Annotated in this window: 15 protein-coding genes and 1 tRNA gene; 5 read left to right on the top strand and 11 right to left on the bottom strand. The window is 62.0% G+C overall.

Going from position 1 to position 24,183, the window contains the following annotated elements; genetic code table 11:
* Positions 1-896: 896 nt before the first annotated feature.
* The 5 genes from METAC_RS0101305 to METAC_RS21805 all read right to left on the bottom strand — a co-directional run bounded on the left by METAC_RS0101305 (position 897) and on the right by METAC_RS21805 (position 5,540).
* Positions 897-972: transfer RNA gene (locus tag METAC_RS0101305), tRNA-Thr, on the bottom strand.
* Between the two features lie 105 nt (positions 973-1,077).
* On the bottom strand, positions 1,078-2,613 hold the full coding sequence (locus METAC_RS21810) for a heme biosynthesis protein HemY (protein ID WP_051335292.1): 1,536 nt from the start codon (positions 2,611-2,613) through the stop codon (positions 1,078-1,080).
* Between the two features lie 46 nt (positions 2,614-2,659).
* Positions 2,660-4,015, bottom strand: coding sequence for a COG4223 family protein (locus METAC_RS0101295; protein WP_026605646.1), 1,356 nt, complete (start codon positions 4,013-4,015; stop codon positions 2,660-2,662).
* A 221-nt stretch (positions 4,016-4,236) separates the two neighbouring features.
* On the bottom strand, positions 4,237-4,779 hold the full coding sequence (locus METAC_RS0101290; protein WP_026605645.1) for a GNAT family N-acetyltransferase: 543 nt from the start codon (positions 4,777-4,779) through the stop codon (positions 4,237-4,239).
* A gap of 98 nt (positions 4,780-4,877) precedes the next feature.
* The gene (locus tag METAC_RS21805) at positions 4,878-5,540 is read right to left on the bottom strand and encodes a methylated-DNA--[protein]-cysteine S-methyltransferase (protein ID WP_084143388.1); all 663 of its coding nucleotides are present in this window, start codon (positions 5,538-5,540) and stop codon (positions 4,878-4,880) included.
* Between the two features lie 173 nt (positions 5,541-5,713).
* Between METAC_RS21805 and METAC_RS21800 the strand changes: the two genes are divergently transcribed.
* The 3 genes from METAC_RS21800 (at position 5,714) to METAC_RS0101265 (ending at position 11,511) form a co-directional block, all read left to right on the top strand.
* Entirely contained in the window at positions 5,714-7,003 is a 1,290-nt protein-coding gene (locus tag METAC_RS21800) for a TIGR03862 family flavoprotein (RefSeq protein WP_051335291.1), read from the top strand.
* Between the two features lie 252 nt (positions 7,004-7,255).
* Positions 7,256-8,773 (top strand): esterase-like activity of phytase family protein, encoded by a 1,518-nt coding sequence (locus METAC_RS0101270; protein ID WP_156898061.1) that lies wholly within the window; start codon positions 7,256-7,258, stop codon positions 8,771-8,773.
* 287 nt (positions 8,774-9,060) lie between these two features.
* A complete protein-coding gene (locus METAC_RS0101265; protein ID WP_198017147.1) occupies positions 9,061-11,511 on the top strand; it encodes a patatin-like phospholipase domain-containing protein in 2,451 nt (816 codons plus the stop codon).
* A gap of 34 nt (positions 11,512-11,545) precedes the next feature.
* Here the strand turns inward: METAC_RS0101265 and maiA are convergent, their stop codons facing one another.
* From maiA to phhA, 6 genes are all read right to left on the bottom strand, one after another.
* Positions 11,546-12,205 (bottom strand): maleylacetoacetate isomerase, encoded by a 660-nt coding sequence (maiA, locus tag METAC_RS0101260; RefSeq protein WP_026605642.1) that lies wholly within the window; start codon positions 12,203-12,205, stop codon positions 11,546-11,548.
* Positions 12,198-13,277 carry a fumarylacetoacetate hydrolase family protein gene (locus METAC_RS0101255; protein ID WP_026605641.1) on the bottom strand — a complete coding sequence of 360 codons (1,080 nt, stop codon included), beginning with the start codon at positions 13,275-13,277 and terminating at the stop codon, positions 12,198-12,200. The genes maiA and METAC_RS0101255 overlap by 8 nt, the downstream gene beginning before the upstream one ends.
* On the bottom strand, positions 13,274-14,590 hold the full coding sequence (hmgA, locus tag METAC_RS0101250; RefSeq protein WP_036255198.1) for a homogentisate 1,2-dioxygenase: 1,317 nt from the start codon (positions 14,588-14,590) through the stop codon (positions 13,274-13,276). The genes METAC_RS0101255 and hmgA overlap by 4 nt, the downstream gene beginning before the upstream one ends.
* 305 nt (positions 14,591-14,895) lie before the next feature.
* Positions 14,896-17,385, bottom strand: a complete 2,490-nt coding sequence (locus METAC_RS0101245; protein ID WP_026605639.1) for an arylsulfatase — start codon at positions 17,383-17,385, stop codon at positions 14,896-14,898.
* Positions 17,386-17,594: 209 nt separating this feature from the next.
* Positions 17,595-18,698: a 4-hydroxyphenylpyruvate dioxygenase gene (gene hppD / locus METAC_RS0101240; RefSeq protein WP_026605638.1), complete on the bottom strand. Its 1,104-nt coding sequence runs from the start codon at positions 18,696-18,698 to the stop codon at positions 17,595-17,597.
* Between the two features lie 68 nt (positions 18,699-18,766).
* On the bottom strand, positions 18,767-19,642 hold the full coding sequence (gene phhA / locus METAC_RS0101235; RefSeq protein WP_026605637.1) for a phenylalanine 4-monooxygenase: 876 nt from the start codon (positions 19,640-19,642) through the stop codon (positions 18,767-18,769).
* A gap of 234 nt (positions 19,643-19,876) precedes the next feature.
* Between phhA and METAC_RS0101230 the strand changes: the two genes are divergently transcribed.
* A complete protein-coding gene (locus tag METAC_RS0101230; RefSeq protein WP_245257397.1) occupies positions 19,877-21,052 on the top strand; it encodes an efflux RND transporter periplasmic adaptor subunit in 1,176 nt (391 codons plus the stop codon).
* Positions 21,049-24,180, top strand: a complete 3,132-nt coding sequence (locus METAC_RS21795) for an efflux RND transporter permease subunit (protein ID WP_084143386.1) — start codon at positions 21,049-21,051, stop codon at positions 24,178-24,180. Before METAC_RS0101230 ends, METAC_RS21795 begins: the two co-directional genes overlap by 4 nt.
* Positions 24,181-24,183 lie beyond the last annotated feature (3 nt).

Here is a 24,183-nt window from a genome sequence, read left to right as displayed (position 1 = left end):
GTCTCGGCCGTCCGCATAAATATAAGATCCGATAAGGCGAGCATCGTACGGCGCGGCGGTCCGAAACCTTGCCGACGAGTGGATCGCGCGCGCCAGCAAGGTCGACTAAGCTTGGCATGGCTGCGGCGCGGGGCCAACGTCGAGCCGAACCTCGCCGCTCGATGAGTTCGACGCCTGACTTCGCCGAAACATCTCCCTACGCCGGCCTTCGGCCTGGATCACGAGCCGCAATGACGTCGATCAAAGCCGGCGCGGCGCGCTCACAATGCGCTGTAAAGGTGCGGCTCATAGGTTGCGCCGGCATCGACGCAATCAGCTCGAGCGCTTCACTCGACGCAAGTCGGCTCCCATGTCTTCCCTTCTGATCCTGCCCGCAAGCGGGCGGCGAAGAGACCCCGCCGGATCTTGGTCATGGGAAGGCCGGTCTTGCAGCGCTCATATGGCCCTCTGCGCGGCTTTTTTCTTGGTCCGTCATGTCGGCGACGGCTTCCTCAGCATGCAGGGACCGGCAACCGGAACACCCCAGATCAAGAGGGGGCGAGTTTTGCTCCAGCCCAGCGCGGCGGCTTCGATCCAGCTCGACGTGACGTCTCATTTGGACAGCTTTGGACGGCTAGTGGACGGCAAGGCTCTTTTGTAATGCATTGATTTTGCGTTGTTTGGACGGCATGGACGGCTTGGACGGCTTCCTTCCTATTATAGAAGAAAGAAAAGAAAGAGATTAGCTGGAGTCGGCCACTCGCGGACCTGTGGCGGATTCCGAGTGATGAGGGGGCGGGATAATTTTAGGGCTGTGACGTTGGATCAGCTGCTTACATAGTGCTTACACGGCGCACGCGGCTTCCGCCTTTTGATGCACGCTAAGAAAATAGCTCTAACAAAATCAGATAGTTAGATGGTGCCGCAAGAGGGATTCGAACCCCCGACCCCCTCATTACGAATGAGGTGCTCTACCAGCTGAGCTATTGCGGCCTGTTTCCGTGCAACGGAAGCCAGAATGGGAAGCGCTTCGCTTTTAGCCGGGCCGGCTCAGTTTCGCAACTCCGCATGTCATCGGCGCCGCGCCTGCCAGCTCCGTCATAAAAGTTGGGCCAATCCGCGCGGTTTCTGATTTTCTTCTTGTCCGGGATCGTCCGGCGCCGCGGGCAGCGGAAAAATGACCTGGCCCACCTGAGACTCCTCTGCGACCGGCGAGCTGCTCGGCGCGGCGGCGGCTTCGGATTGGGGCGGCGACAGCGCCTTCGCCGGGGCGTCGTCGATTCGCGGAGGCGCGGGCGGCGCGGGGATGGGCGTGAAAATCGCTTCCTCCGCCTCCGCGCCTATATTCAAGCGCTCGATCGGCCGCTGCCATACGAAAGCGTCGAGCTTGCCCGTCACCGGCGACGCGGGAAGCCAATGATCCGAGATGACGCCGTCGGCGACCCAGGCAGGGTCATGCGGCGCCCGCGAGGCCCGCGCCAGCCATTCCCGCACATAGCCGCCCGCCCCGTGCTCCGCCTCCTCCAGATCGGCCATGATGAGGCACATACGGGTCGTCGGCCGCGCGCCGGCCTCGATGAGAGGCACCATGTTCTCGCGGGCGGTCTTGAAGTCGCCCGCGGCGATTGCGGAGCGGGCTACGACGATCCGGCTTTCGACGTCGCGCGGCGCAAGCCGCGCCAGCGCGAGCGCCCGAGCCAGCCGATCGGCGTTGGAGTCCGACGGGCGCAGATTTACATAGATCTTGGCGAGATCAGGATGCGGCGAGAGCGGCCATGCGGTCTCGATCAATTTGGTGACCTTGCGAATCTCGCCTTTGCGGCTCAGGAGCTTGGCGTTAAGCGCGATCGCCGGCACGAGGCCGGGCTGGCGCTTGACGGCGGCGCGAACGAGGCGCAGCGCCTCCTCCGGATCCGTATCCGCCGCCTCGAGAGCGATCGCCGTCTCGAGCACGGCGCGTTGGCGCTCGCGGGTGGTCTTGTCGACATGCCTTGCGCCGGCCTCGCTCTCGAGCGTCGCCAGCGCGTTTCGCCAGTCTCCGGCCGCCGCGCGATGCTCGACCCCCGCCCGAGCCGTCCAAGGCAAGGGCGCGATCTCATGCGCCGCGCTGGCGAAGTGATGGGCCTTTTCGGCATCGCCGCGCCGCTGCGCCTCGCTGTGGAGCCCGCGCAGGCCGAGAAGCCGGGTTTCGTTGCGCCGCGCCATTTCCTCAAAAGCGCGCGCCGCTTCGCTTGGATCATTCGAAAGCTGGGCGGCCTGAGCTCTGAGCAGCAAGGTCAAAGGTTCATGCCGGAGATATTTTTGCGCCTCGGCGGCCGATTTCCGGGCGAGTTGGACGTCGCCGGCCCCGACGGCGATCATTCCACGAGAGAGGGCCGCATAGCCCTTGTCGCGGCGGCGCGACCTCGTCGCGATCGACAGCAAGGACGGAAGGCGGAGCCCATAACGCAAGAGACTCCAGAGGAAAACCAGCGCCGCCGCCAGGGCGAGGATCACTCCGAGCCCGACCAGGACAGAGGTTTCGACCCGATATCCCTGCCATGTCAGGACAATTTCGCCGGGCCGGTCGATCAGCCAGGCCTCCCCGAAAGCCAGGCCGATCAGGATAAGAAGGAAGATGAGGACCCGGATCATGTTTCTCTCGTCGTGGGATGCGGTTCAAGATCTCGAGACGGCGAGATCAGGACTTCGGCTTGCCGAGAGCCGCTACAGCGTCGGCTTCGAGCGACCGCGCCGCGTTGACTGCGTCGATCCGAGCCTTCGCTGCGTCAGCCCAGCTCTGCGACTTGGCCTTCGCGGAAGCGGGAAGCTGGGCCCAAACGCCAACGGCCTCTTCGATGTCGAGACGCGCAAGGGCGTTTTCGATGCGCGCCACGAGGGCCGGCGCGTCAACGTCGCTCGCATCGACGTCGCCGACAGGCCGAATGCGAACGAGATGCGACGCTTCCCGCTTCAGCCGCTCGAGCAAGTTCTTGTCTTCAACGGATTCCTCGGCTGCTGCCACCTGCGAAGCGACGTCCGAAAATTGTTCCGCCAATTTGCGCGTGCTCACGACGCCCGTCGCCGCGAAAGGCTGCAGGGCCGCGAGTTGCGCCGGACCAAGGCCCAAATTTTCCAGCGCGGCGAATTCGGTCGGAAACGCGACGCCGCGATCGACCTTTTGCAAAAGGCTTTCCGCCACGATCGCGACGGCTTGCGCATGGGCGCCCTGCTCGAGCTGAGTGGCGACGTTCTCGCGATCCTGCTGCGCGCGCACATCCGCCTTGGGCGCGGCGAGCGCGTTCTCGACCGTTTCGAGCTTCTTTTCGACCGAGTCGATTCTCGTTTGCAGCGGCCCAAGATCCACGATCTCGTCCGCGCCGCCATTCGGCGCCTTGACGAGCGCGGATAAGCGCGCCGCAAAATTATTCTGCGCGTCGCGCAGGGCCGCGGCGGTCTCAGCCGCCGTCTTGCTCGCGGCGCTTTCCGCCGCGCCGATCCGGCTCTCGACGCCGGCGACAGCCGCACGCTCGGCGTTCGCAAGGGCGTCGATTTTCTTTTCGGTCGAATCGAGCTTCTTCTCGGTCGACTCCAGCCGCTCGCTCAAACTGGCGATCCGCCCCGAGAGGTCAGCGGCGACCGTTCCGGATTTGTCGAAGAAACGCAGGAGGAATGCGCCGCCGACCGCGAGGATCGCCCCAATGACGATCGCGGCGGCAAGTGGCCAAATCGCCGAGCGCTGCCGCACTGTCCCCGCCCCTTCGGCCTTAGGCTCCGTCGGCGCGCCTCCCCCTTCAACTGCTGACTTGTCCGCACCGACCGATTCGGCCTCCGCATGGATCGCATCAGCATGCGCTTCGTCGGCAGAGGCTTCGATTGCGGACGGCGCTTCCAAACTTTCAGACGCCTCGGAGCTAACAGGCGTCTCGTCGACGGGTTGGCTGGCCGCGGCGGAGGTTTCCGATTTGCTCTCGGGCGACAGCGGCGTCAGATGGCGTTCGCCGGAGATCGCCTCATCGGCTTTCGCGTGTGAACGGTCGTCCTGATCTCCAGCCATCCCACACCCTCGTTTTTGCGTCTTTGTAAAGGACCCAGCCACTTTTCGCAACGCCGGACGCGATCAACTGCTCGCGAGTCGGCAAAATCTTCGTAGAATCATCAGATTTAGTTTGATCCGACGATATAGGCATAGAAATAGCGATCTTGTTCTTTTTTACATCGGCGGTCCGCGCGGCGGGCGCTATGCGCTCGCCAGGGCGCCGACCAGAACGCATTCGCTCAAGAAGATTGGCGCTCGTCCACGCCGAGCGGCAACTGCATCAGGACCGTGTCCAGCCAACGCCCCTGCTTGGCGCCGACTGCGCCGAGACGGCCGACAATGGCGAAGCCCAATTTCGCGTGCAGCCGGATCGATCCTTCATTGGCCGCGTCGCCGATGACGGCGATCATTTGGCGAAATCCTCGTGACGAGGTCTCGGCGATCAGCGCACTCAACAGCCTGGCGCCCACGCCTCGGCCCTGAACGCCCTCGCGCACATAGATCGAATTTTCGACGGTCTTTGCATAGGCTGGGCGCTGGCGGTACAGATTCGCGAAGGCGAAGCCCACTACCTTGCCGTCGCTTTCGGCGACAAGAAAAGGATAATTCGCCGCGAGCAAGAGGCGCCGTCTGATCTTCATTTCGGCCTCGCTCGGCGGTTCGATTTCCAGGGTCGAGCAACCGGTGAGGACGGCCTGTCGATAAATCGCCGTGATGGCGGGAATGTCCGTCTCGTCGCTCTCGCGCAAAACGAGGCGGTCCAGCTCGGCGGAATCAGGCAAGCATTTCTCCTTTGGATCAGATGACCCGCGAGCCTACGGCGTCACGCCGGCGTTGATAGGCCGAAGGCTGGAGCTGCGCAAACGCGCCGAGCCGACACTCAGGACAGTCGCGGAACGCGCGGCGACCTGGCGCCTCGAGAGACTTTCGCGGCGCGAATTAGATCGACTCCTTCGACGGCGAGGAGGCGCTGCTTGGTCGCAACCCCGCCATGCGCCGAGAAGCCGCCGAGCTTGCCGCCGGCGCCGAGCACCCGGTGGCAGGGAACGATGAGGAGGAAAGGGTTGCGCGCGAGCGCCTGCCCGACCGCACGGGCAGCGCCTGGCGCGCCGAGCCGAGCTGCGATTTCGCCATAGGACGCCGTCGCGCCCCGAGGGATCGCGCGCGCAGCCTCATAGACGCGACGATGGAACGCGGGCGCGCCGTCGAGATCGAGCGCCACTCCGGAAAAATCAGCCGCCTCGCCGCGCAAGAGCGCGATGACGCCGTCGCGCGCCTGCTGCGCGTCAACCGGCGGCAGCGCCTCACGCGCGTCCGGGAACCGCTGCAGGATGCGCGCGCGGGTCTCGCGCTCGCATCCTTCCGGCAGCTGCAAGCCAAGGAGTCCCCGGGGGCCCCAAACCACGCAGCAAGGTCCAAACGCCGTATCGAAGAGAATAAATCCTTGGCCGGCGCAGGCGGCGCTCGACGACTCGGCGCGGAAGCCGGCGCGCGGCGGCAAGGGCGCTAAGGCCGCGACAATATGTGTTACAGACGACGTCATAGTCAGCCCCTTCCTCGTCCCGCTTGCGCTGCGCCCGAAGCTGCGTCATGGCCTCTGGGCGTCAGGCCATCGCTCGTCGTCTCGATGCGAATCGAACTTTTCGCGACGCCGCGCTCGACGCCTTCTGGCGGGATAAACCCTATCAAGCCCGCGGAACCGGATAAAGAGGCGATATGCCTGCAACCCTCCCTCACGTCGTCGTCATCGGCGCCGGCCCCGCTGGGCTGATGGCGGCCGAGGCCGCGGCGGACGGCGGCGCGACCGTGACCGTCTACGATCGCATGGCCGCGCCGGGCCGAAAGCTCCTGCTCGCGGGCCGCGGCGGCCTGAACCTCACACACAGCGAAAATATCGAGCTCTTGCTCGCGCGCTACGGCGCCGCCGCAACGCGGCTTCGTCCCGCGATCGAAAGCTTCCCGCCGGAGGCCCTGAGGAACTGGTGCGAGAGCCTCGGCCAGACGACCTTCGTCGGATCGAGCGGCCGCATCTTTCCGACCGCCTTCAGAGCCTCGCCCCTGCTGCGCGCCTGGATTGCGCGGCTAAAGTCCAAGGGCGTCGTATTTTCGCTGCGCCATCAATGGACGGGGTGGGATGAGGCCGGCCTTCTGCGCTTCGTCGCCCCTGGCGGCTTGGTCGAAGTCCGGGCGGAGGCGACGGTGCTCGCTTTGGGCGGCGCAAGCTGGCCGCGCTTCGGCTCCGACGCCAGCTGGGCCGAGACCATGCGGCGAAACGTGATCGAAGTGAGCCCCTTGAAGCCGGCCAATTGCGGCTTCCTCGTCAGCTGGTCCGACATTTTCCGGACGCGCTTCGAAGGCGAGCCGCTCAAGAATATCGAGCTGTCCTTCGACGGGCGGTCGGCGCGCGGCGAAGCGCTCGTCACACGGACGGGGATCGAAGGCGGCGGCGTCTACGCCTTGTCGGCGCAGATGCGCGACGCCATTGCGGCCTCCGGCGAGGCCATTGTCGAGATCAATCTTCGTCCTGATCTCGGCCTCACAACCCTAGAGGCGGAAATCGCTCTGCGGCCGGCCAAACAGTCGCTTGCGACCTTTCTCCGCAAGTCGATCCGGCTTCAACCCGTCGCCATCGGCCTTCTTCACGAGTCCGCGGGCGAAGGGCCAGAGCGCTTGTCCTCCATGAACGCGTCGCAACTCGCAAAACTGATCCACGCCGCGCCGCTGCGGCTCATCGGCGTGGCCCCGATCGAAAGAGCGATCTCGACGGCGGGAGGGATCACTTTCACGGAAATCGACTCGCGGTTCATGCTGGTCAATCGTCCGGGAGTCTTTGTCGCCGGCGAAATGATCGACTGGGAGGCCCCGACAGGCGGCTATCTGTTGCAAGCCTGTTTCGCGACCGGCGCCGCGGCCGGAGCTGGCGTCGTGAATTGGCTCTTCTCATCGACGCGCATGGGAACGCCCGACCCTCGAAGCAGCCAACCGAGTCTCCCGAAGTCTCCGTAATATAATTGACATGCAAGCATGACTAGAACTGAGCAGGCAGACCGTTGCGGCGACAGCCACAGGCGTCCTGAAGGTTCGGGCGCCGGCCAACGCATTCGTCTCGCGCTCGGTCAAGCGCTCTCCTCAGTCAGACATTGGCCTCGCGCACATTGGCTTTAAGCCCTCTTGAAACTCGCTACAGGCGGCCCAAAGACCTCCGCCGGAGACAACCATATGACGATAGAACAATTTTCTTCTTCTCGGGGTCGCCCGATGCGCCCCGCGTTGAGGGCGGCGGCGCTCAGCCTCCTCGCCGCAGCCGCCCTGACGGCCACGCCCGCCGCCGCGCAATCCGTGACCTTCGAAGACGCCACTTTCGTCAATAAGGGCCTCGTCGGCGTCGGGCGCGTCGCGTCGAATGCGGTCGATCGCTATAGCGAGACGCTCGGCGGATGGGGCTCGGGCATGGCGCTCAATCTGCACAGCTGGACGAGCAATTGGGGCGGCGGCTATCGCGGCGATCTCTACGCGTTGCCGGATCGCGGCTGGAACACGCAAGGAACAACGGATTTTCGCGGCCGCCTGCAGCGCTTCGAGCTCACGTTCAAGCCGTTCTATGGAACGAGCACCGCCAATCAGAATCAGATCATTTTGAATTACAACACGTCGATCCTGTTCAATGGCGGGGCCACGACCGGGCTGGATCCCGCCGGCGTCAGGCCGGCGCAGGCGCCTTTTCCGGATCTTCCGATCGCGTCGAACGGCCATATCAGCGTAGACGACGAGGCTGTGGTCTATCCCGGCGATGGGACGGTTTGGGTCAGCGAGGAATATGGCCCCTACATTTACCATTATAGCCTCACGGGCAAGCTTCTGGGAGCGATTCGTCCGCCGGAAGCTTTCATCCCGAGGCGAAAAAACAGCGCCGGGGCAATTGTCGAGAATTTTTCCGCCAACAGCCCGCCAGTGGGGGTCACATATAATCCGGATCCCGGCAATCCGGTCTCAGGCAGGCAGAACAATCAAGGACTTGAGGGGCTCGCCATGAGCCCGGACCGCCGAACCCTGTTCGCGCTGCTGCAGAGCGCGCTCATTCAGGACCTCGACACGAGCAACACCAAGACGACGCGGCGCAACACCAGGCTTCTCGCCTACGACATCAGCGGGCGCGCGCCGAGGCTGGTAGGCGAATATGTGGTTCAGCTGCCGCTTTACCAAGATCAGACGACCAAGAAGACCAAGCTCCTGATCGCCGCGCAGAGCGAGCTCTTCGCCCTCAACGATCATCAGTTCCTCGTGCTCGCTAGGGACAGCAGCGCCGGCTTCACGACCAGCAATCCGGCGTCGGTCTACCGCAGCATAGACCTCATCGACATTTCACACGCCACAAATATCGGCGGTTCCGCCTATGATGAGCCAACCGGTTCGATCGCGCCACTCGGCGTCCTCAACAGCTCCATCACGCCGGCCGCGTATCAGAAGTTTCTCGACATCAACGACAATGCCCAGCTGAACAAGTTCGGGTTGCATAACGGCCTCCCCAACGACAAAAACGACTTATATGAAAAATGGGAGAGCATCGCAGTCGCGCCGGTCGGCGACCGCGATTTCCCGCAAGACTATTTTATCTTTGTCGCCAGCGATAACGACTTCATCACCCAGCAGGGCTTCATGGCGGGACAGGCCTATCAGGACGCTTCGGGCGCCAATGTCGACACGCTCATCCTAGCGTATCGCGTCACTTTGCCGACTTATGATCCCCCGCGCCCGTCCGACGACCGACCGAGGTAGTAGATCAAGGCCCCGGAATGAGCGAACGCGCCGCAACGGGCCGACCGTTGCGGCGCGTTCGTTCTTGCCAGGCGCGGTCGGCCGGCGTAGCATTGATTGAATCTGTCGGTCCTGCGAGGCGCGCATGTAGAATCGGAGTTGCATGACCGAAAAGGCGCAACCACGCGCCCTAGGCAGCCTGCTCCAGCCGATCGAAATTCGTCCCAGCCATAATGCTGATCGGCCCGTCTCCACGTCGCATTGATCTCGCGGGCATTCTTTCACGGCCGACAGGAACGGAGGACGCCATGCCTGAGGAGCCCGAGCGCGGCGACCATGCCTATGTCGACGCCCATGATCCAAACCTATGCAGAACCGGCTATTTGCCGAGTCCTGTTTGCAAGGCCGAAGAAGCAGCCGTCAAACGGCGGCGCGACTCCTTCAAGAACAAAAGGGATCGGACGGGCTACAAGTCCTTTACCGGCGTCGCGCTTTCGGGCGGCGGCATCCGATCAGCTTCCTTCGGGCTCGGCGCCTTGCAGGGTCTGCAAGCCTTTTCGGGCCTTGAAGGGATCGACTATCTTTCGACCGTGTCCGGGGGAGGCTACATCGGCTGTTCGCTGACCGCGGCGACGCAGAGCTCCAAGGGCCAATTTCCCTTCACGAGCCCCAAGGCCGGCGATTTCTCGGACACAGATTCAGTCAGGCACGTCCGCGACTTTTCCAACTATCTCATTCCGCACGGCGCCCTCGACATCGTCACCGCACTGGGAATCATCGGCCGCGGCCTTGTCGCCAACGCGCTCATCCTCGCGCCGATCCTTTTGTTTTTCGCTTGGCTCACCCTCGCTAGCCACCCAACCGCCGCCTCGCTCGATCAGCCGCGTTTTCTTGGCTGGAATCTCGCCGACGCTCTCGCCGCTCAGGGGATCGCGACCTCGACGCCGCTTTGGGGGCTCCATGGCTTCTGGTTCACGGCAATCGTCGCGGCGCTGAACCTCATCTTTCTGATCTTTTGGGCCTTCGCCAAATCGATTTCGACGTCACATTTCTGGCAGGCGGCGTTCACGGCGAGACGACGCACCGTCGAGAGCGCCGAATTGCGCGGCGGCCTCGCTACATTTTCCAAGATCCTCTTCTTCGTCACCCTAATTACATTGGTGTTCGAGACGCAGCCCTTCATCCTGCGGTCGATGGTCGCGGCGCGCGCGCTCGGATCGCCGTCCTATCGATCGGTTTGCACCGTCTGGACCCTTTCGGGAGATTGCATCGGCGCGCTCCTGCATGGATGGTTCGTCTATCTAACGCCCATCCTCGCGCCAATCGGCGCCGCCTTCGCTCTTTTTACGAAATATTTCGGCGATATTGTCGCCCTGTCCAAAAAGGCCACAGGCTGGGCGCCTTGGCTCAAGAAGATCGCCGCCATGGCGGCTCTTTGGTTCGCCGCCATCGTCATCCCCTCATTCTTGTGGCTGCTCTATCTTTTGTTGTCCTTCGCCGGACTCGACCAGCCCTCGATCCCATGGCTCTACTTGGTCGCGGCGGCGATCATGGGGAGCGCGGCGACCCTTATAGATCCCAACGCGACATCGCTCTATCGGCTCTACCGCGACCGGCTCGCCAAGGCGTTTCTGTTCAATACCAATCCCGCCTTGCGCGACGAGAAATACGGCGACCTGCAAGCTTACGAGCCCAAGCTGCATCAGATCGACACGAATCTTTGCCCCTATCCGATCGTCAACGCAGCCTTGAACATCGAGGGGTCGCAATACGCCAACAAGCGCGGCCGAAACGCCGATTTCTTCGTCTTCACACCGGAATATACCGGCAGCGAGGCAACCGGCTATGTCGGGACGCGCAACATAGAGCAGGAGGAAGCGGCGCTGGATCTCGGCAGCGCCATGGCGATTTCCGCGGCGGCGCTCTCGCCCAATATGGGCGCGGAGACGATCAAGCCGCTGGCTTTCACGCTCACCGTGCTCAATATTCGCCTCGGTTATTGGCTGCGCAATCCGCGCTACGTCACAGGCCGCAGGACATGGATCAGCCGGCTCTTCGACGTGCGAAGCTTCCTTCTGTTCAAGGAGATGTTCAGCTGGATCACCGAGAAAAGCGCGACCGTCTATTTGACCGACGGCGGCCATATTGAAAATCTCGGCCTCTATTCCCTTTTGAAGCGGCGTTGCGAGGTGATTTTCGTGGTCGACGCCGAGGCGGACCCGAATTTAGGCTTCGGCTCGTTTCTGATCCTCGAGCGCTACGCCCGCATAGACCTCGGCGTCACCATCGACTTGCCTTGGCCGGCGATCCGCTACCGCTCGCTCGCCGTGAATGCGGCTTTCGTCAAGGCGGCGGCGGACGGCTCCGACATTCCGAGCGCACCAGGGCCGCATTGGGCCGCCGGCGAGATCCAATATGGGCCCGACGCCAATGGCGTCGCCCAGACCGGCGTCCTGATATACGTCAAAGCCTCGCTCAGCGGCGATGAAAGCGATTATATTTTGGATTACAAGCGCCTCAATCCGAGCTTCCCACATGAGACCACGGGCGATCAATTTTTCGGAGAAGAACAGCTCGAGGCCTATCGAGCGCTAGGATTCCACATCATGAAAGGCGCGATCCTACAGGATCTTCTGAAACCGGACAGCGCCTTCCCCGTGGCCCGGCGCGACGGCGAAAACGAGGATCAGGCGCGGCGAAGAGTTCGAGCGACCGTCTGCGCCGGCCTCGGCGTCGCAGGGGCTCAGCCAAAACACTGACGCGCGCGCTATACCGGGTGCGGAGCCGCCTCGCCTATGGTGGGCTTGCCGATGGCGCATCGGGCTGCGTCTCGGGCGCTGCGGCGGCGAAGGCGGGCTGTTCCCGCGCCGATGCGTCGGCCGCGACGATCCGCGGAAACGGCGTCAAGTCGAGGCCGAACCGGCGCGCATTATAAACTTGGGGCACGAGGCAGATATCGGCCAAGCTGATCTGATCGCCGATAGAATGGCGCCCGGCGAAATGGACGAGCCGGGGCTCGATCGCGGCGAAGCCCCGCCCGATCCACTGCCGACACCAAGCGGCGCGCGCCTCCGCGCTTGCGCCGAAATCTGCGGATAGCCTTTCCAGCACCCGCAGATTGCCGAGAGGGTGAATATCACAGGCAATCCCATAGGCGATCTCGCGGCAGATCGCCTTCAATCTCGGGTCCGACGGCAACAAGGGCGGTTCGGGAAAGACATCGTCGATATATTCGATGATGGCGAGCGATTGCCCCAGCACAAATCCATCGGCGTCCCGCCAAGCCGGCACCAAGCCCGCGGGATTCAGGGCCAGAAAGGGCTTTCGCCTTTGCTCGCCTTCGCGCAGACGCACATACTCATATTGCGCCGCGACGCCTTTGACATTCACCGCGATGCGCACGCGATAGGCCGCGCTCGAGCGCCAATAGCCATAAAGCACGGGATCAGACATAGGACGGATCTTTGAAAGGCGCGGCTTCGCCACCGGCCCCGCTCGCGCTGCTTTGTTGCTCCGCGCAGCGCTCGACCCTTTGCTCGATGGCGCCAAAAATCGAATGACCGCCCGCATCCTTCATCTCAATCCGCACAATTTCGCCGAAGCGCATATAAGGCGTCCTTGGACCGCCGGTTAGGATCGCCTCCACGGTCCGCAATTCAACGAGGCAGGAATAGCCCGCGCCGCCTTCGAGGATCGCACGCGCAGGGCCGCCGTCCGCCGCCCTGTTCGAGACCGTGCCCGAGCCGATGATCGTTCCGGCCGTCAAGTCCCTTGTCTTGGCGGCGTGAGCGATGAGCTGAGGAAAATCGAATATCATGCCAACGCCGGCGTCGGCGCGTCCGAACGGCGCGCCATTAAGGTCGACGAGCAAGGGAAGATGCAGCTTCCCGCCGTCCCACGCCTGGCCGAGCTCGCCTGGCGTGACGGCGACCGGAGAAAATGCGGAGGCGGGTTTTGACTGAACGAAGCCGAAGCCCTTGGCGAGCTCGCCTGGAATCAAATTGCGTAGCGAGACGTCATTGACCAACATCACCAGCACGATCGCTGCGGCGGCGGCCTCGCGGCTCGCGCCCATCGCCACATCATTGACGATGACCGCGATCTCCGCCTCGAAATCTATGCCAGATCCCTCATCCGTCGCTCGAATCGGCGCGCGCGGCGCAAGAAATGCGTCGGATCCCCCCTGATACATCAGCGGATCGGTCCAGAAGCTCGCCGGCATCTCGGCGCCGCGCGCCTTGCGAACGAGCTCGACGTGATTGACATAGGCCGAGCCGTCCAGCCATTGGAAAGCGCGCGGCAGCGGCGAAAGCGCATCATGCTCGTGGAACCGTTCATTGGGGACCGCCCCGATCTCGAGCTGCTCGGCCAGAGCCTCCAGCCTCGGCGCGGCGCGGCCCCAGTCGTCGAGCGCGTCCTGAAGGGTCGCGGCGACAGCGCCGGCATCGGTCGCGCGCGTCACGTCGCGCGACACGACCACGAGCCTCCCATCTCGTCCGCCGGTCCGGAGCGTGGCGAGCTTCATGGTCCGGTCCAGTCCCGCCGAGTCGGATCGAAATGCTTTTCCAGCCCACGCCAACACTCGATGTAGTCATGTTGGAGCGTCGGCAGGCTTGCGGCGTAATTCGTCACGTGCTGCGGATAGCGAGTCTCGAACATGAAGGCCAGCGTGTCCGTGAGCTTATGCGGATGCAACTCGGCGCTGCTGGCCTTGTCGAAGGCCTCCTTGTCCGGCCCATGCGGCAACATGCAATTATGCAGCGAGATCCCGCCCGGCGCGAAGCCCTGCGCTTTGGCGTCATATTGGCCATAGATCAAGCCCATGAACTCGCTCATGATGTTGACATGATACCATGGCGGACGAAAACTATGCTCCGCGACGAGCCAGCGCTCTGGAAAGATCACGAAATCGACATTGGCGACGCCGGCCTCGCCAGAAGGGGCGCTCAATACCGTGTAGATCGACGGATCGGGATGATCGATCAGCAGCGCGCCCACCGGCGCGAAGGTGCGCAAATCGTATTTGTATGGCGCGTAATTGCCATGCCAGGCTACGACGTCAAGGGGAGAATGGGCGATTTCCGCGCGATGGAACTCCCCGCACCATTTGACGGTCAACCGGCATGGCGATTCCTTATCCTCGAACCAAGCCACAGGAGATTTGAAGTCGCGCCTATTCGCCAGACAATTGGCGCCGATCGGCCCGCGCTCAGGCAGGGTGAACCTGGCTCCATAATTTTCACACACATAGCCGCGCGACGGACCATCGGCCAGCCCGACTTTGAATTTCAAACCACGCGGCATGACGGCGATTTCGCCTGGCCCGACCGCCATTCGACCGAGCTCGGTCGCCAGATCCAACATGCCGATTTGTGGCGCGATCAGCATTTCGCCATCGGCGTTGTAGAAATAATCATCCGTCATGGATTCGCTGGCGAAATAAATATGCGCCGCCATTCCGGCCTGCGCGTTGACGTCGCCGGCCGTCGTCATTGTGCGCATGCCGGTCAGAAAAGTCGACGGCTCGCTCGGCGGCGACGGCGGCCCCCAACGCAAGGGACCGAGCGGCAAGCCATGCGCGGCGACATGCGGAGCGGTCTTCCAATCTGACAGCTCGAATCGCGCAAACCGGCCGACATGCCTAACGGACGGCCGTATGCGGTAGAGCCAGGAGCGCGCGTTCGCGCCCCGCGGCGCCGTAAACGCCGTGCCCGAAATCTGCTCGGCGTAAAGTCCGTAGGGGCAACGCTGCGGCGAGTTCTGCCCCTGCGGCAGAGCTCCCGGAAGCGCCTCCGACTCGAACTCATTGCCAAACCCATGCATATAACGCGTGGTCATCTCGCTCCTCGCCACGCTTTATTTGGCTGTCGCCTCGCCGCAGGCACGCAGCGGACGCCGTCCCGATTCCACTCGGACCCGGACTACAGCCCGATCAATCTCCGGCGCCATCGAGCGGCTGACAAAGCCGCGACAGGCGAGACGATTTTCCTCGTTCTCCATCCCGCAGCCTCGCTCACGTTCGCTTCCACACACCACTATGACTCCGTCCCGCTTTCCGGCAAACCAGTTTATTGTCGCCTACCCGCATGGGGCAGGCGCCCGGTCCCGGCCGCCAGCGCGACGAAGCTTATCGACTCCGACGGCTAATTATCGCTCGCCTTCCGTTCGCCCTCCAGGAGACGCTTCTCATCCGCGGGCGTGAGCTTGGGCGGATCGACGCTAACCGTCAGCTTGTCGATTGTGCCCGTGAATCTGAAGGGGACCTGATAGTCGTCGTCGTCCACCGGCGTGCCCGTATCCGACCCGATGTCAAAGGTCTCGTCCCAAGGCAGCGTCAGCGGCGTGGTGCGATCCATTGTCTGGGTCGACGCCGGCTTTCCGTCCACCTTGAACGTTCCCACGCCGGGACGGCCGATGCCGCTGATATTGTTGAAGGCGAGCGTCGCAAAGCCCAGCCCGTCGAATTTGAAATCATATTCCAGCGTGTGCTTGCCCGGCTTCAACGCGTCCTTGCCCTCCCAGCGCATGCGTTTGAGATCGAGCAGATTCCACACGAAGATCGGCTTGCCCTTGAGAAGATACAAGCCGTAGCCGCCAAAGCGCCCACCATCGGTCACGATGACGCCCTCGGCGCCGCCCTCGGGCACGTCGATCTCCGCTTTGATGTTGTAGGACGTGTTCAGCAGGCTCGGCGCGGTCCCGCGCGGGATGCCCGTGACCGGCTCGCCCGAATAGACGAAGGACCTCCGTCCGCCGGACATGGACGGGCGGGGAGTCACCATCCGCGTCGCCACCGAGGCGTCCAAGGGCAGAACCTGATGCTTGGCGAACTCCGCGAACATCAGGTCGGTCATCTCCCGCACCTTGGCCGGGTTCGCGGGAGCTACGTCGTCATTTTGCGTCCAGTCATGCCGGACGTCATAGAGCTCGAACTTGAATGCGCTCGCGGGATCGAGCACCGCCTTGCCGAGAAGCTGCCACGGCGGACGAATCGGAACCGCGCTCAACATCCAGCCATCATTATACAGCCCCTGCACACCCAGCATCTCGAAATATTGGGTCTTATGGGGAGATGGCGCATCGCCTTTGGCCTTATCGAAACTATAGGCGAGACTCACGCCTTCAACCGGCTTTTGCGCGACACCGTCGACCATGACCGGCGCAGCTATGCCGGTGACCTCGAGGATTGTTGGAACGATATCGACGACATGATGGAATTGCCAACGGACGCCGCCTTTGTCCTTGATGCGCGCGGGCCAGGAAATCGCCATGCCCTGACGCGTCCCACCGAAGAAGGACGGAATTTGCTTCGTCCATTTGTAGGGCGTGTCGAACGCCCAAGCCCATGGCACCGCGAAATGATTATAGGTCAGATCCGAGCCCCAAACATCATACCATTTCATCTGCTCCTTGACCGGCAATTCAACGCCGTTGAATTGTAGGATTTCGCTCGGCGTGCCGTTCGGCGAGCCTTCGGCGCTCGCGCCATTGTCGCCGCTGATATAGACGATGAGCGTATTGTCGAGTTTTCCCATCCTCTCGACCGCGTCGATCACGCGGCCGATCTCGTGATCGGTGTAGGCGAGATAGGCGCCATAGACGTCCGCCTGCCTTATGAAGAGCTTCTTCTCTTCATCGGTCAATGAATCCCATTGCTTCAATAGATTTTCGGGCCACGGGGTGAGCTTGGCGTCTTGAGGTATCACGCCGAGCTTTTTCTGGTTGGCGAAGATCTGATCGCGCAGCGCGTTCCACCCTTTGTCGAAAAGGTGCATATCGCTGATCTTCCTGATCCATTCAGGCGTCGCGTGATGCGGTGAATGCGTCCCGCCCGGCACGTAATAGAGCAAGAATGGCATTGCCGGATTGATGTCGTTCAGCTGGTTCAGCCAATGGATCGCGTCATCGGCCATGGCGGTCGTGAGGTTCCACCCAGGATGCCCGATATAGGGATAGATGGCGGTGGTGTTGCGGAACAGATTAGGCTGCCACTGGCTCGTGTCGCCGCCGACGAAGCCATAGAAATATTCGAAACCCATGCCCGTCGGCCACTGGTCGAAGGGACCAGCCTGGCTCGCGTCCCAGGTCGGCGTGTTGTGGTCCTTGCCGAACCATGAGGTACGATAGCCATTCTCCAACAGAATGCGTCCGATCGTCGAGCTATCCTTGCCGATGACGCTATTATATCCAGGAAACCCCGTAGCAGCCTCGGAAACGACGCCGAAGCCGACCGAATGATGGTTACGGCCGGTAATCAGAGCGGCGCGCGTCGGCGAGCACAAGGCGGTTGAGTGGAAATTCGTGTAGCGCAGGCCCTCCGCTGCGATGCGGTCGAGGCTCGGGGTCGGAATCACCCCGCCGAAAGTAGACGGCGCCGCGAAGCCGACGTCGTCGGTCATGATCAAAAGAATGTTCGGCGCGCCTTTCGGCGGCGCGACACGCGCCGGCCACGCTGGCTTCGACTGAGCGGCGTTCAGCTCGATCTGGCCAGTGAAGGGTTGCGGCGGCGGCGGAAGATATCGACCGTCGATCGTCGTCAATGCGTCGGGCGAGCCAGGCCCGCCGGAAATCTGCTGCGCATGAACCGTCGCGACCACGGATAAAGAGAACGCCACGCAAGCGAACCCGAGCATGCCGCGGAAGCGCAAAGTCTTAAAGTCCGGCAAATTATTCCCTCTCTCGCAAAGCTTTGCTTGAACGAAAACGCATGAGTAGGCCGACAGTTCAAGCCTATTGCCGACGAGCCTAGGCCGATCGGATCGGACAGATTACTTGCAGCTGTCGCCGACGACCCGATGACCCAGGACCGGGACAACGGCCCGAGGAACCCTTGCTCGCCGAATCATGCCGTGAGCACGCCGCGGCGGATCTGATCCATCTCAATCGACTCAAATAAGGCGCGGAAATTGCCTTCCCCAAAGCCTTCGTCGCCTTTGCGCTGAATGAATTCAAAAAAAATGGGCCCAATGACGGTCGTTGAAAAAATCTGCAAGAGGAGCTTTGGCAGCCCATCTCCGATACATTCGCCGTCAATAAGCAGACCATTGGCGCGCAATCGCTCCAAGGGCTCGCCATGCCCCGGAAGCCTAGCGTCGACTCGTTCATAATAGACGTCCGGAGGCGGCGGCATAAAGGCGAGGCCGCGCGCTGCGAGGCGTCGCACCGTTTCATAAACGTCGTGGCAACCGCAGGCGATGTGTTGAATACCCTCGCCTCCATATTGATGCAGATATTCCTCAATCTGGCTTTTGTCGTCCGCCGATTCATTGATCGGAATGCGGATCTTGCCGGAGGGGCTTGTCAAGGCGCGCGAGAAAAGGCCGGTCTTTTTTCCCTCAATGTCGAAATAACGGATCTGGCGGAAGTTGAAGAGATCCGTGTAGAATCGATGCCAACGATCCATGTCGCCGCGAAACACATTGTTGGTGAGATGGTCGATATAGTCTATCCCGCAGCCCACAGGCTTCGGGTCCGCCTCGCCGAGCCACTCGAAAGCCTCCGCGTAAGGGGAGCCTTTTACGCCATAGCGGTCGACGAAGTAGATCAAGCTGCCGCCTATGCCTTCGATCGCCGGCGCATCGAGGGTCTTCGCGCCACGCTCTCCGCCGTAGGGTCTTCCGCCTTTCGAAACGGCGTGCGCGAAGGCCCGCCGCGCATCGACGACGCGCCAGGCCATAGATGGCGCGCAAGGTCCGTGAAGATCCACGAAACGCCCGCCAAAACTTTCACGATCGGCGTTCAGAATGTAATTGACGTCGCCTTGACGATAGAGCGCGATCGGACACGCCTTATGGCGGGCGACGCGTTCAAAGCCCATTTGCTCGAGCAGCACGGCGAGCGCTGTTGGATTTGGATGGGCGAATTCTACGAATTCAAATTCGTCCAGCCCCGCCGGATTTTCGGCGCTGATCTCGGGAGGCGAGGCGCCGTGTGGAAAAGGGCCCATTTTCGCTATCCTTTCGTTCAATGCGATGCAGGATCTTTCATGTCACGGCGGGGACTCCGCTCTCGAGCCTAAGCATGTTGACGGACTCGGCCTCGCGCATAGGCCTGCGTCCCACGCGAGAAGATCTTGTCGCCAGGCGCGAGCGCGGCGATCTCGAAATCGGGCGCGCCCGAGAGTTTTGCGTAAAGAGGGGCGAAATCGACCTCGAGGGTTGCGTGGAGCAATCCCTGCAACGACGGAATGACGAAATAGATCTGCTGGAAATCATCGATGCGGTAAGGCGTCCGCATCACCCGCTCGAGATCGAAGGCGACGCGGTGCGGCGAACCGGACTCCAAAGCGAAGATCGACTCGGTGCGCGAGGACACGATGCCCGCGCCATAGATCCGCAATCCTGCGGGCGTCTCCATCAGGCCGAACTCGACCGTGTACCAATAGAGCCGCGCCAAATTAGGGAGGCGGCCGAACCCGAGAGCGCGGAGACTGCCCTCGCCATAGGCTTGCATATAATCGGCGAAGACCGGATCCGTCAGAAGCGGTACATGACCGAACACGTCGTGAAAGACGTCCGGCTCCTCGAGATAATCCAGTTGGTCGGGGCGACGAATGAAATTGGCGGCGGGAAACCGACGGTTGGCGAGATGGTGGAAGAAGACCGCGTCCGGCACGAGTCCCGGGACCGCCACGACCCTCCAGCCTGTGAGCGCGCCAAGTTTTTCATTCAGGGGACGGAAATCCGGGATGCCGGCGCCGTGGAGATCGAGCGCGTCGAGCCCATGCAAAAAGGCGTCGCAGGCGCGCCTCGGTAGAATCTCGGCCTGACGATCATAAAGCGTGACCCAGACGCGGTGATCGGCATCGCTGTAGGCGTTATGCCTCTGCGGCACGGTCCAATCCGGCTCTGCGCCGGGCGGCGGACGGTCGGTGTCGGCGAGCAGCTCCATGGCTTTGATCCTGCCGGCGGACAAACCTCAATCTCTGCGGATGTACGCCCATAGCCCCGTCAACATATATTAGGCGTTCCCACGCATCCCGAAAGTCGCGCTCAAAGATTTTGGCCAAAAAGAATTGCCGCGCCTTTGCGGCGAGGGCGCCGTCCGGAACTCACAGCACAGCGCGACGTTATTAGACTTGGGGCATGTCGCGGCCAGAAATATCTGTTGTCGATGCGAAGAGCTTTGCTTGGCCTCGTAGGCCTCTTTATCGTCGCTGGCGCGGCGGCGGCTTTCTACCACCAATTTGCCCAGAGCCGTCAAGGCGCCGCTCCTCCGCAAAACCCCGCCGGCGTTCCGGTGCGGACCGCCGTCGCCGTGGCGCGCGACGTGCCCGTTATATTGCGCGGCCTAGGTCAAGTCGTCGCCTTCAACACGGTGGCTGTCAAAAGCCGAGTCGAAGGCAATATCACCAAGGTCAATTTCCGCGAAGGCCAAAAGGTGCGCGCCGGCGATCTTCTGATCCAGATAGATCCGCGTCCCTATCAGGCGGCCCTTGATCAAGCCAAGGCGGTGCTCGCCAAGGATCAGGCGGCGCTCGTCAACGCCGAAGCGGATCTGCAGCGCTACAGCAAACTGCTGAAGCGAGAGTTCACGCCCGAGCAACAATATACGACGCAAAAATCCACGGTCGCGCAAAACACGGCGACGATAGAGAATGATCAGACCCAGATCGACGCCGCGGCGCTGAATGTCGAATATGCCTCGATCAAATCGCCGGTCGACGGGATCACAGGCATTAGGCAGGTCGATCTCGGCAATCTGGTTCAAGCCAATAGCAATAACGCCCAGACGCTCGTGACAGTGACCCAAATCGAGCCGATCTATGTCGTGTTCACGCTTCCAGAGGCGGATATCCAACGCGTCCGTGACGCGATGCAGGGCGGACTGCTGCGCGTCCAAGCCTTTGACCAGTCCGATCAAAGGGAAATCGCCGCCGGCGCGCTCAATCTCATCGACAACGCCGTCGATCCGACGACGGGAACCGTGAGGCTCAAGGCCGAATTTGCGAACAAGGACGTCGCCTTGTGGCCGGGGCAATTCGTCAACGCGCATCTCGTGCTGGAGACCGTTCGCAACGGGGTCAACATTCCGTCGGCCGCGGTGCAGACCGGTCTCAATGGAAGCTACGCTTATGTCGTGAAGCCGGATTCGACCGTCGAGATGCGTCCAATCAAAGTCGTCCAGACCGAAAACAACTTGGCGCTTATAGGTTCGGGCCTACGCGTTGGCGAGGAGGTCGTCACCGCGGGCCAATACCGGCTCGAACCAGGCGCCAAGGTGCAGGTTTCAAATCCTCTCGCGCAAGGGGCTTCACTATCGGTCACGCCAATGGCCGAGGGCCAAAGCGTCGCGAGATGAACATTTCCGCAGCCTCCATCAAGCGCCCCATCGCCACCACGCTACTCATGGCGGCGTTGATGGTCAGCGGATTTATCGGTTACAATTTATTGCCAGTCGCGGCTCTGCCGACCGTGGATTTTCCGACCATCGCGGTCACGGCGAACCTGCCGGGCGCGGATCCCGAAACCATGGCCGCCTCGGTCGCCCAGCCGCTCGAGCGGCAATTCGCAAGCCTGCCAGGCGTCAATCAGATCACCTCGACGAGCGTTCTCGGCACGACGGTCGTCACGCTGCAATTCGATCTCTCGCGCAGCATCGACGGGGCCGCCGGCGACGTGCAAGGCGCGATCAACGCAGCGCTCGGCTATCTGCCGAAAAATCTTCCGACGCCGCCGACCTATCGAAAAGTCAATCCCGCCGACCAGCCGATCCTCATCCTCGGGTTGACCTCAGAGACGATGCCGCTGACGGAGCTCGATCAATATGCGGATTTGAACATCGCACAGCGTGTTTCCATGCTGATCGGCGTCGGCCAAGTCGGCATCTTCGGGCAACAGAAATTCGCGCCGACGATCATGGTCAATCCTTTGGCGCTCGCGGCGCGCGGCGTCGGCTTGGACGAGCTCGCGAACTCCGTCGCGAGCAATACCGCGAACCTTCCCGTCGGCACATTGCAGGGACCGCGGCAATCCTACCAAATCGGATCGAACGGCCAGCTATTTTCGCCGCGGGACGTCGCCAATTCAGTCATCGTCTATCGCAACGGCGCTCCGGTGCGCGTCGGCGACGTCGCCAAGGTCGTGATCGACGCCGAAAGTCCGCTGCAAGCCGGCTGGGTCGGCGATCGGCGCGGCGAAATGATCGGCATCTGGCGCCAGCCGGGCGCCAACACGATCGAGCTCGTCAATCGGATCAAGGCGCTTCTGCCCACGCTTCAAGCGTCGATTCCGCCATCCATCAAGCTCTCTGTCGTCAGCGACCGCTCGATCTCCATCCGCGATAGCTTCGCCGACGTGAAGCTGACGCTCGCCGGCACGATCGTCCTCGTCGTGATCGTGATCTTCGCTTTCCTACGCAATGTCTGGGCGACCCTTATCCCTGGCGCGACCGTGCCGTTGTCGCTTCTCGGCACTTTCGCTGTCATGTATCTGCTCGGCTACAGCCTCGACAATCTGTCGCTCATGGCGTTAACGCTTGCCGTGGGGCTCGTCGTGGACGACGCCATCGTCATGCTTGAAAATATCTACAGGCATATGGAGGAAGGCGGCGGTCGGATGAAAGCCGCGTTGGACGGGTCGAAGGAAATAGGGTTCACGATCATCTCGATAACGGTCTCGCTGATCGCAGTCTTTATCCCGCTGCTCTTCATGGGCGGCGTCATCGGTCGGCTGTTTCGCGAATTCGGCGTGACCGTCACCGCGGCGATCGTCTTGTCCGCCCTCATCGCCCTGACCCTGTCGCCGATGACGGCCTCGCTCGTGCTGAAAAATCCGAAGGACGCTCGCCATGGCAAAATCTATGAATGGAGCGAGCGAGCCTTCGCCGCGAGCGTCGCTGGCTACGAGCGCCTTCTGAAATTCTCGCTGCGGCATCGCCGCCCCGTGATGCTGCTCAATCTCGCGCTCATCGCGCTCTCCGGTTGGCTCTTCGTCACGACGCCGAAAGGCTTTTTCCCACAAGAAGACACAGGCCTCATCTTCGCCTTCACACAGGCCGACCAGGACATTTCCTTTCAGGGCATGGCCGAGCGCCAGGAAGCCGTGGCCAAGGTGATCCTCGCCGATCCCGACGTCGCGAGCTTCGGCTCCTTCATCGGCGGCAATGCAAGTGCGGGCCTGAACACCGGACGCCTATACATTCAGCTCAAACCTTTCGACCAAAGAAGCGCCACCGCCCAGCAGATCATCGACCGTCTGCGTCCGAAGCTTGCGACGTTGCCAGGCATTTCGACCTATCTGCAGTCGATCCAGAACATTCAGGTCGGGGCGCGCCTCGCCCGGACGCAATATCAATACACGCTGCTCGACACTAATCCCCAGGAACTCAACGAATGGGCGCCGAAGATCCTGGCCAAGCTCCAGACGCTTCCGAGCCTGCAGGACGTCGCGAGCGATCTCCAATCCGGCAGCCCGCAATTAATGATCGAGATCGACCGCGACGCCGCCTCGCGCCTCGGCGTCAACGTCACGACGATCGAACAGACGCTCTACGACGCCTTTGGCCAGCCTTTCATCGCACAGCTCTATGGACCGCTGAACACCTTCCATATTCTCCTCGAGGTCGCGCCGCAGTATCAACAGGACCTGTCGGCGCTCTCGCGCCTCTATGTGCGCGGCGGCGCCGGCAAGATGATCTCCATTAGCCAATTCGCCAAGCTCATGCCGCGACCGGGAACGGTGTCGGTCAATCATCAAGGACAATTTCCGTCGGTCACTCTGTCATTCAACCTCAAGCCCGGCGTTTCGCTCGGACAGGCCGTCGAAGGCGTCCAACAGGCGGAGAAGGAGATCGGCCTGCCTCCGACCTTGCAGACTTCATTTCAAGGAACCGCTCAAGAATTCCAGAATTCGCTGTCGACGCAGCCGCTGCTCATCGCCACAGCTCTTTTCGCTGTCTATGTCGTGCTCGGCGTTCTCTATGAGAGCTTTATCCATCCTTTCACGATTTTACTCAGCCTTCCCTCGGCGGCGGTCGGCGCACTTTTCTTTCTCCGCCTCTTTGGCTTCGATTTGACGATGATGGCGATCATCGGGCTCATCATGCTGATCGGCATCGTCAAGAAGAACGCGATTATGATGATCGATTTCGCGCTGGAGCGCCTGCGGGTCGAGCAAAAATCAGCCGAGGAGGCGATCTACGAGGCTGCGGTTCTGCGCTTCAGGCCTATTATGATGACGACGATGGCCGCGATCCTAGGGGCGCTTCCCATCGCCATTGGAATCGGCGCGGGCGCAGATCTTCGTCAACCGCTCGGCGTCGCCGTGGTCGGCGGCCTCCTCGTTTCGCAGGTCCTGACGCTCTTCACGACGCCGGTCACCTATCTCTACATGGAGGCGTTCAGCGCATATGCCGGACGTCAACTGACGAAAATGCGGCCGCCCAAAGCTGAGCCGCAAGCGGCCGAAGAAGGACGAAAAGCGGCCTGAGGC

The sequence above is a fragment of the Methylocapsa acidiphila B2 genome (assembly GCF_000427445.1).
Classification (GTDB): Bacteria; Pseudomonadota; Alphaproteobacteria; order Rhizobiales; family Beijerinckiaceae; genus Methylocapsa; species Methylocapsa acidiphila.
This window is presented reverse-complemented; position numbering and strand designations above follow the sequence as displayed.

Excerpts from the sequence above, each read along its gene's own strand:
- maiA (WP_026605642.1), bottom strand. The coding sequence starts at position 12,205 with ATGTCTGATCCCGTGCTTTATGGCTATTGGCGCTCGAGCGCGGCCTAT.
- hppD (WP_026605638.1), bottom strand. The coding sequence starts at position 18,698 with ATGGGCCCTTTTCCACACGGCGCCTCGCCTCCCGAGATCAGCGCCGAA.
- METAC_RS0101295 (WP_026605646.1), bottom strand. The coding sequence starts at position 4,015 with ATGGCTGGAGATCAGGACGACCGTTCACACGCGAAAGCCGATGAGGCG.
- hmgA (WP_036255198.1), bottom strand. The coding sequence starts at position 14,590 with ATGACCACGCGTTATATGCATGGGTTTGGCAATGAGTTCGAGTCGGAG.
- METAC_RS21810 (WP_051335292.1), bottom strand. The coding sequence starts at position 2,613 with ATGATCCGGGTCCTCATCTTCCTTCTTATCCTGATCGGCCTGGCTTTC.
- phhA (WP_026605637.1), bottom strand. The coding sequence starts at position 19,642 with ATGGAGCTGCTCGCCGACACCGACCGTCCGCCGCCCGGCGCAGAGCCG.
- METAC_RS21805 (WP_084143388.1), bottom strand. The coding sequence starts at position 5,540 with ATGACGTCGTCTGTAACACATATTGTCGCGGCCTTAGCGCCCTTGCCG.
- METAC_RS0101245 (WP_026605639.1), bottom strand. The coding sequence starts at position 17,385 with ATGCTCGGGTTCGCTTGCGTGGCGTTCTCTTTATCCGTGGTCGCGACG.
- METAC_RS0101265 (WP_198017147.1), top strand. The coding sequence starts at position 9,061 with ATGCCTGAGGAGCCCGAGCGCGGCGACCATGCCTATGTCGACGCCCAT.
- METAC_RS21800 (WP_051335291.1), top strand. The coding sequence starts at position 5,714 with ATGCCTGCAACCCTCCCTCACGTCGTCGTCATCGGCGCCGGCCCCGCT.
- METAC_RS0101270 (WP_156898061.1), top strand. The coding sequence starts at position 7,256 with ATGCGCCCCGCGTTGAGGGCGGCGGCGCTCAGCCTCCTCGCCGCAGCC.
- METAC_RS21795 (WP_084143386.1), top strand. The coding sequence starts at position 21,049 with ATGAACATTTCCGCAGCCTCCATCAAGCGCCCCATCGCCACCACGCTA.
- METAC_RS0101255 (WP_026605641.1), bottom strand. The coding sequence starts at position 13,277 with ATGAAGCTCGCCACGCTCCGGACCGGCGGACGAGATGGGAGGCTCGTG.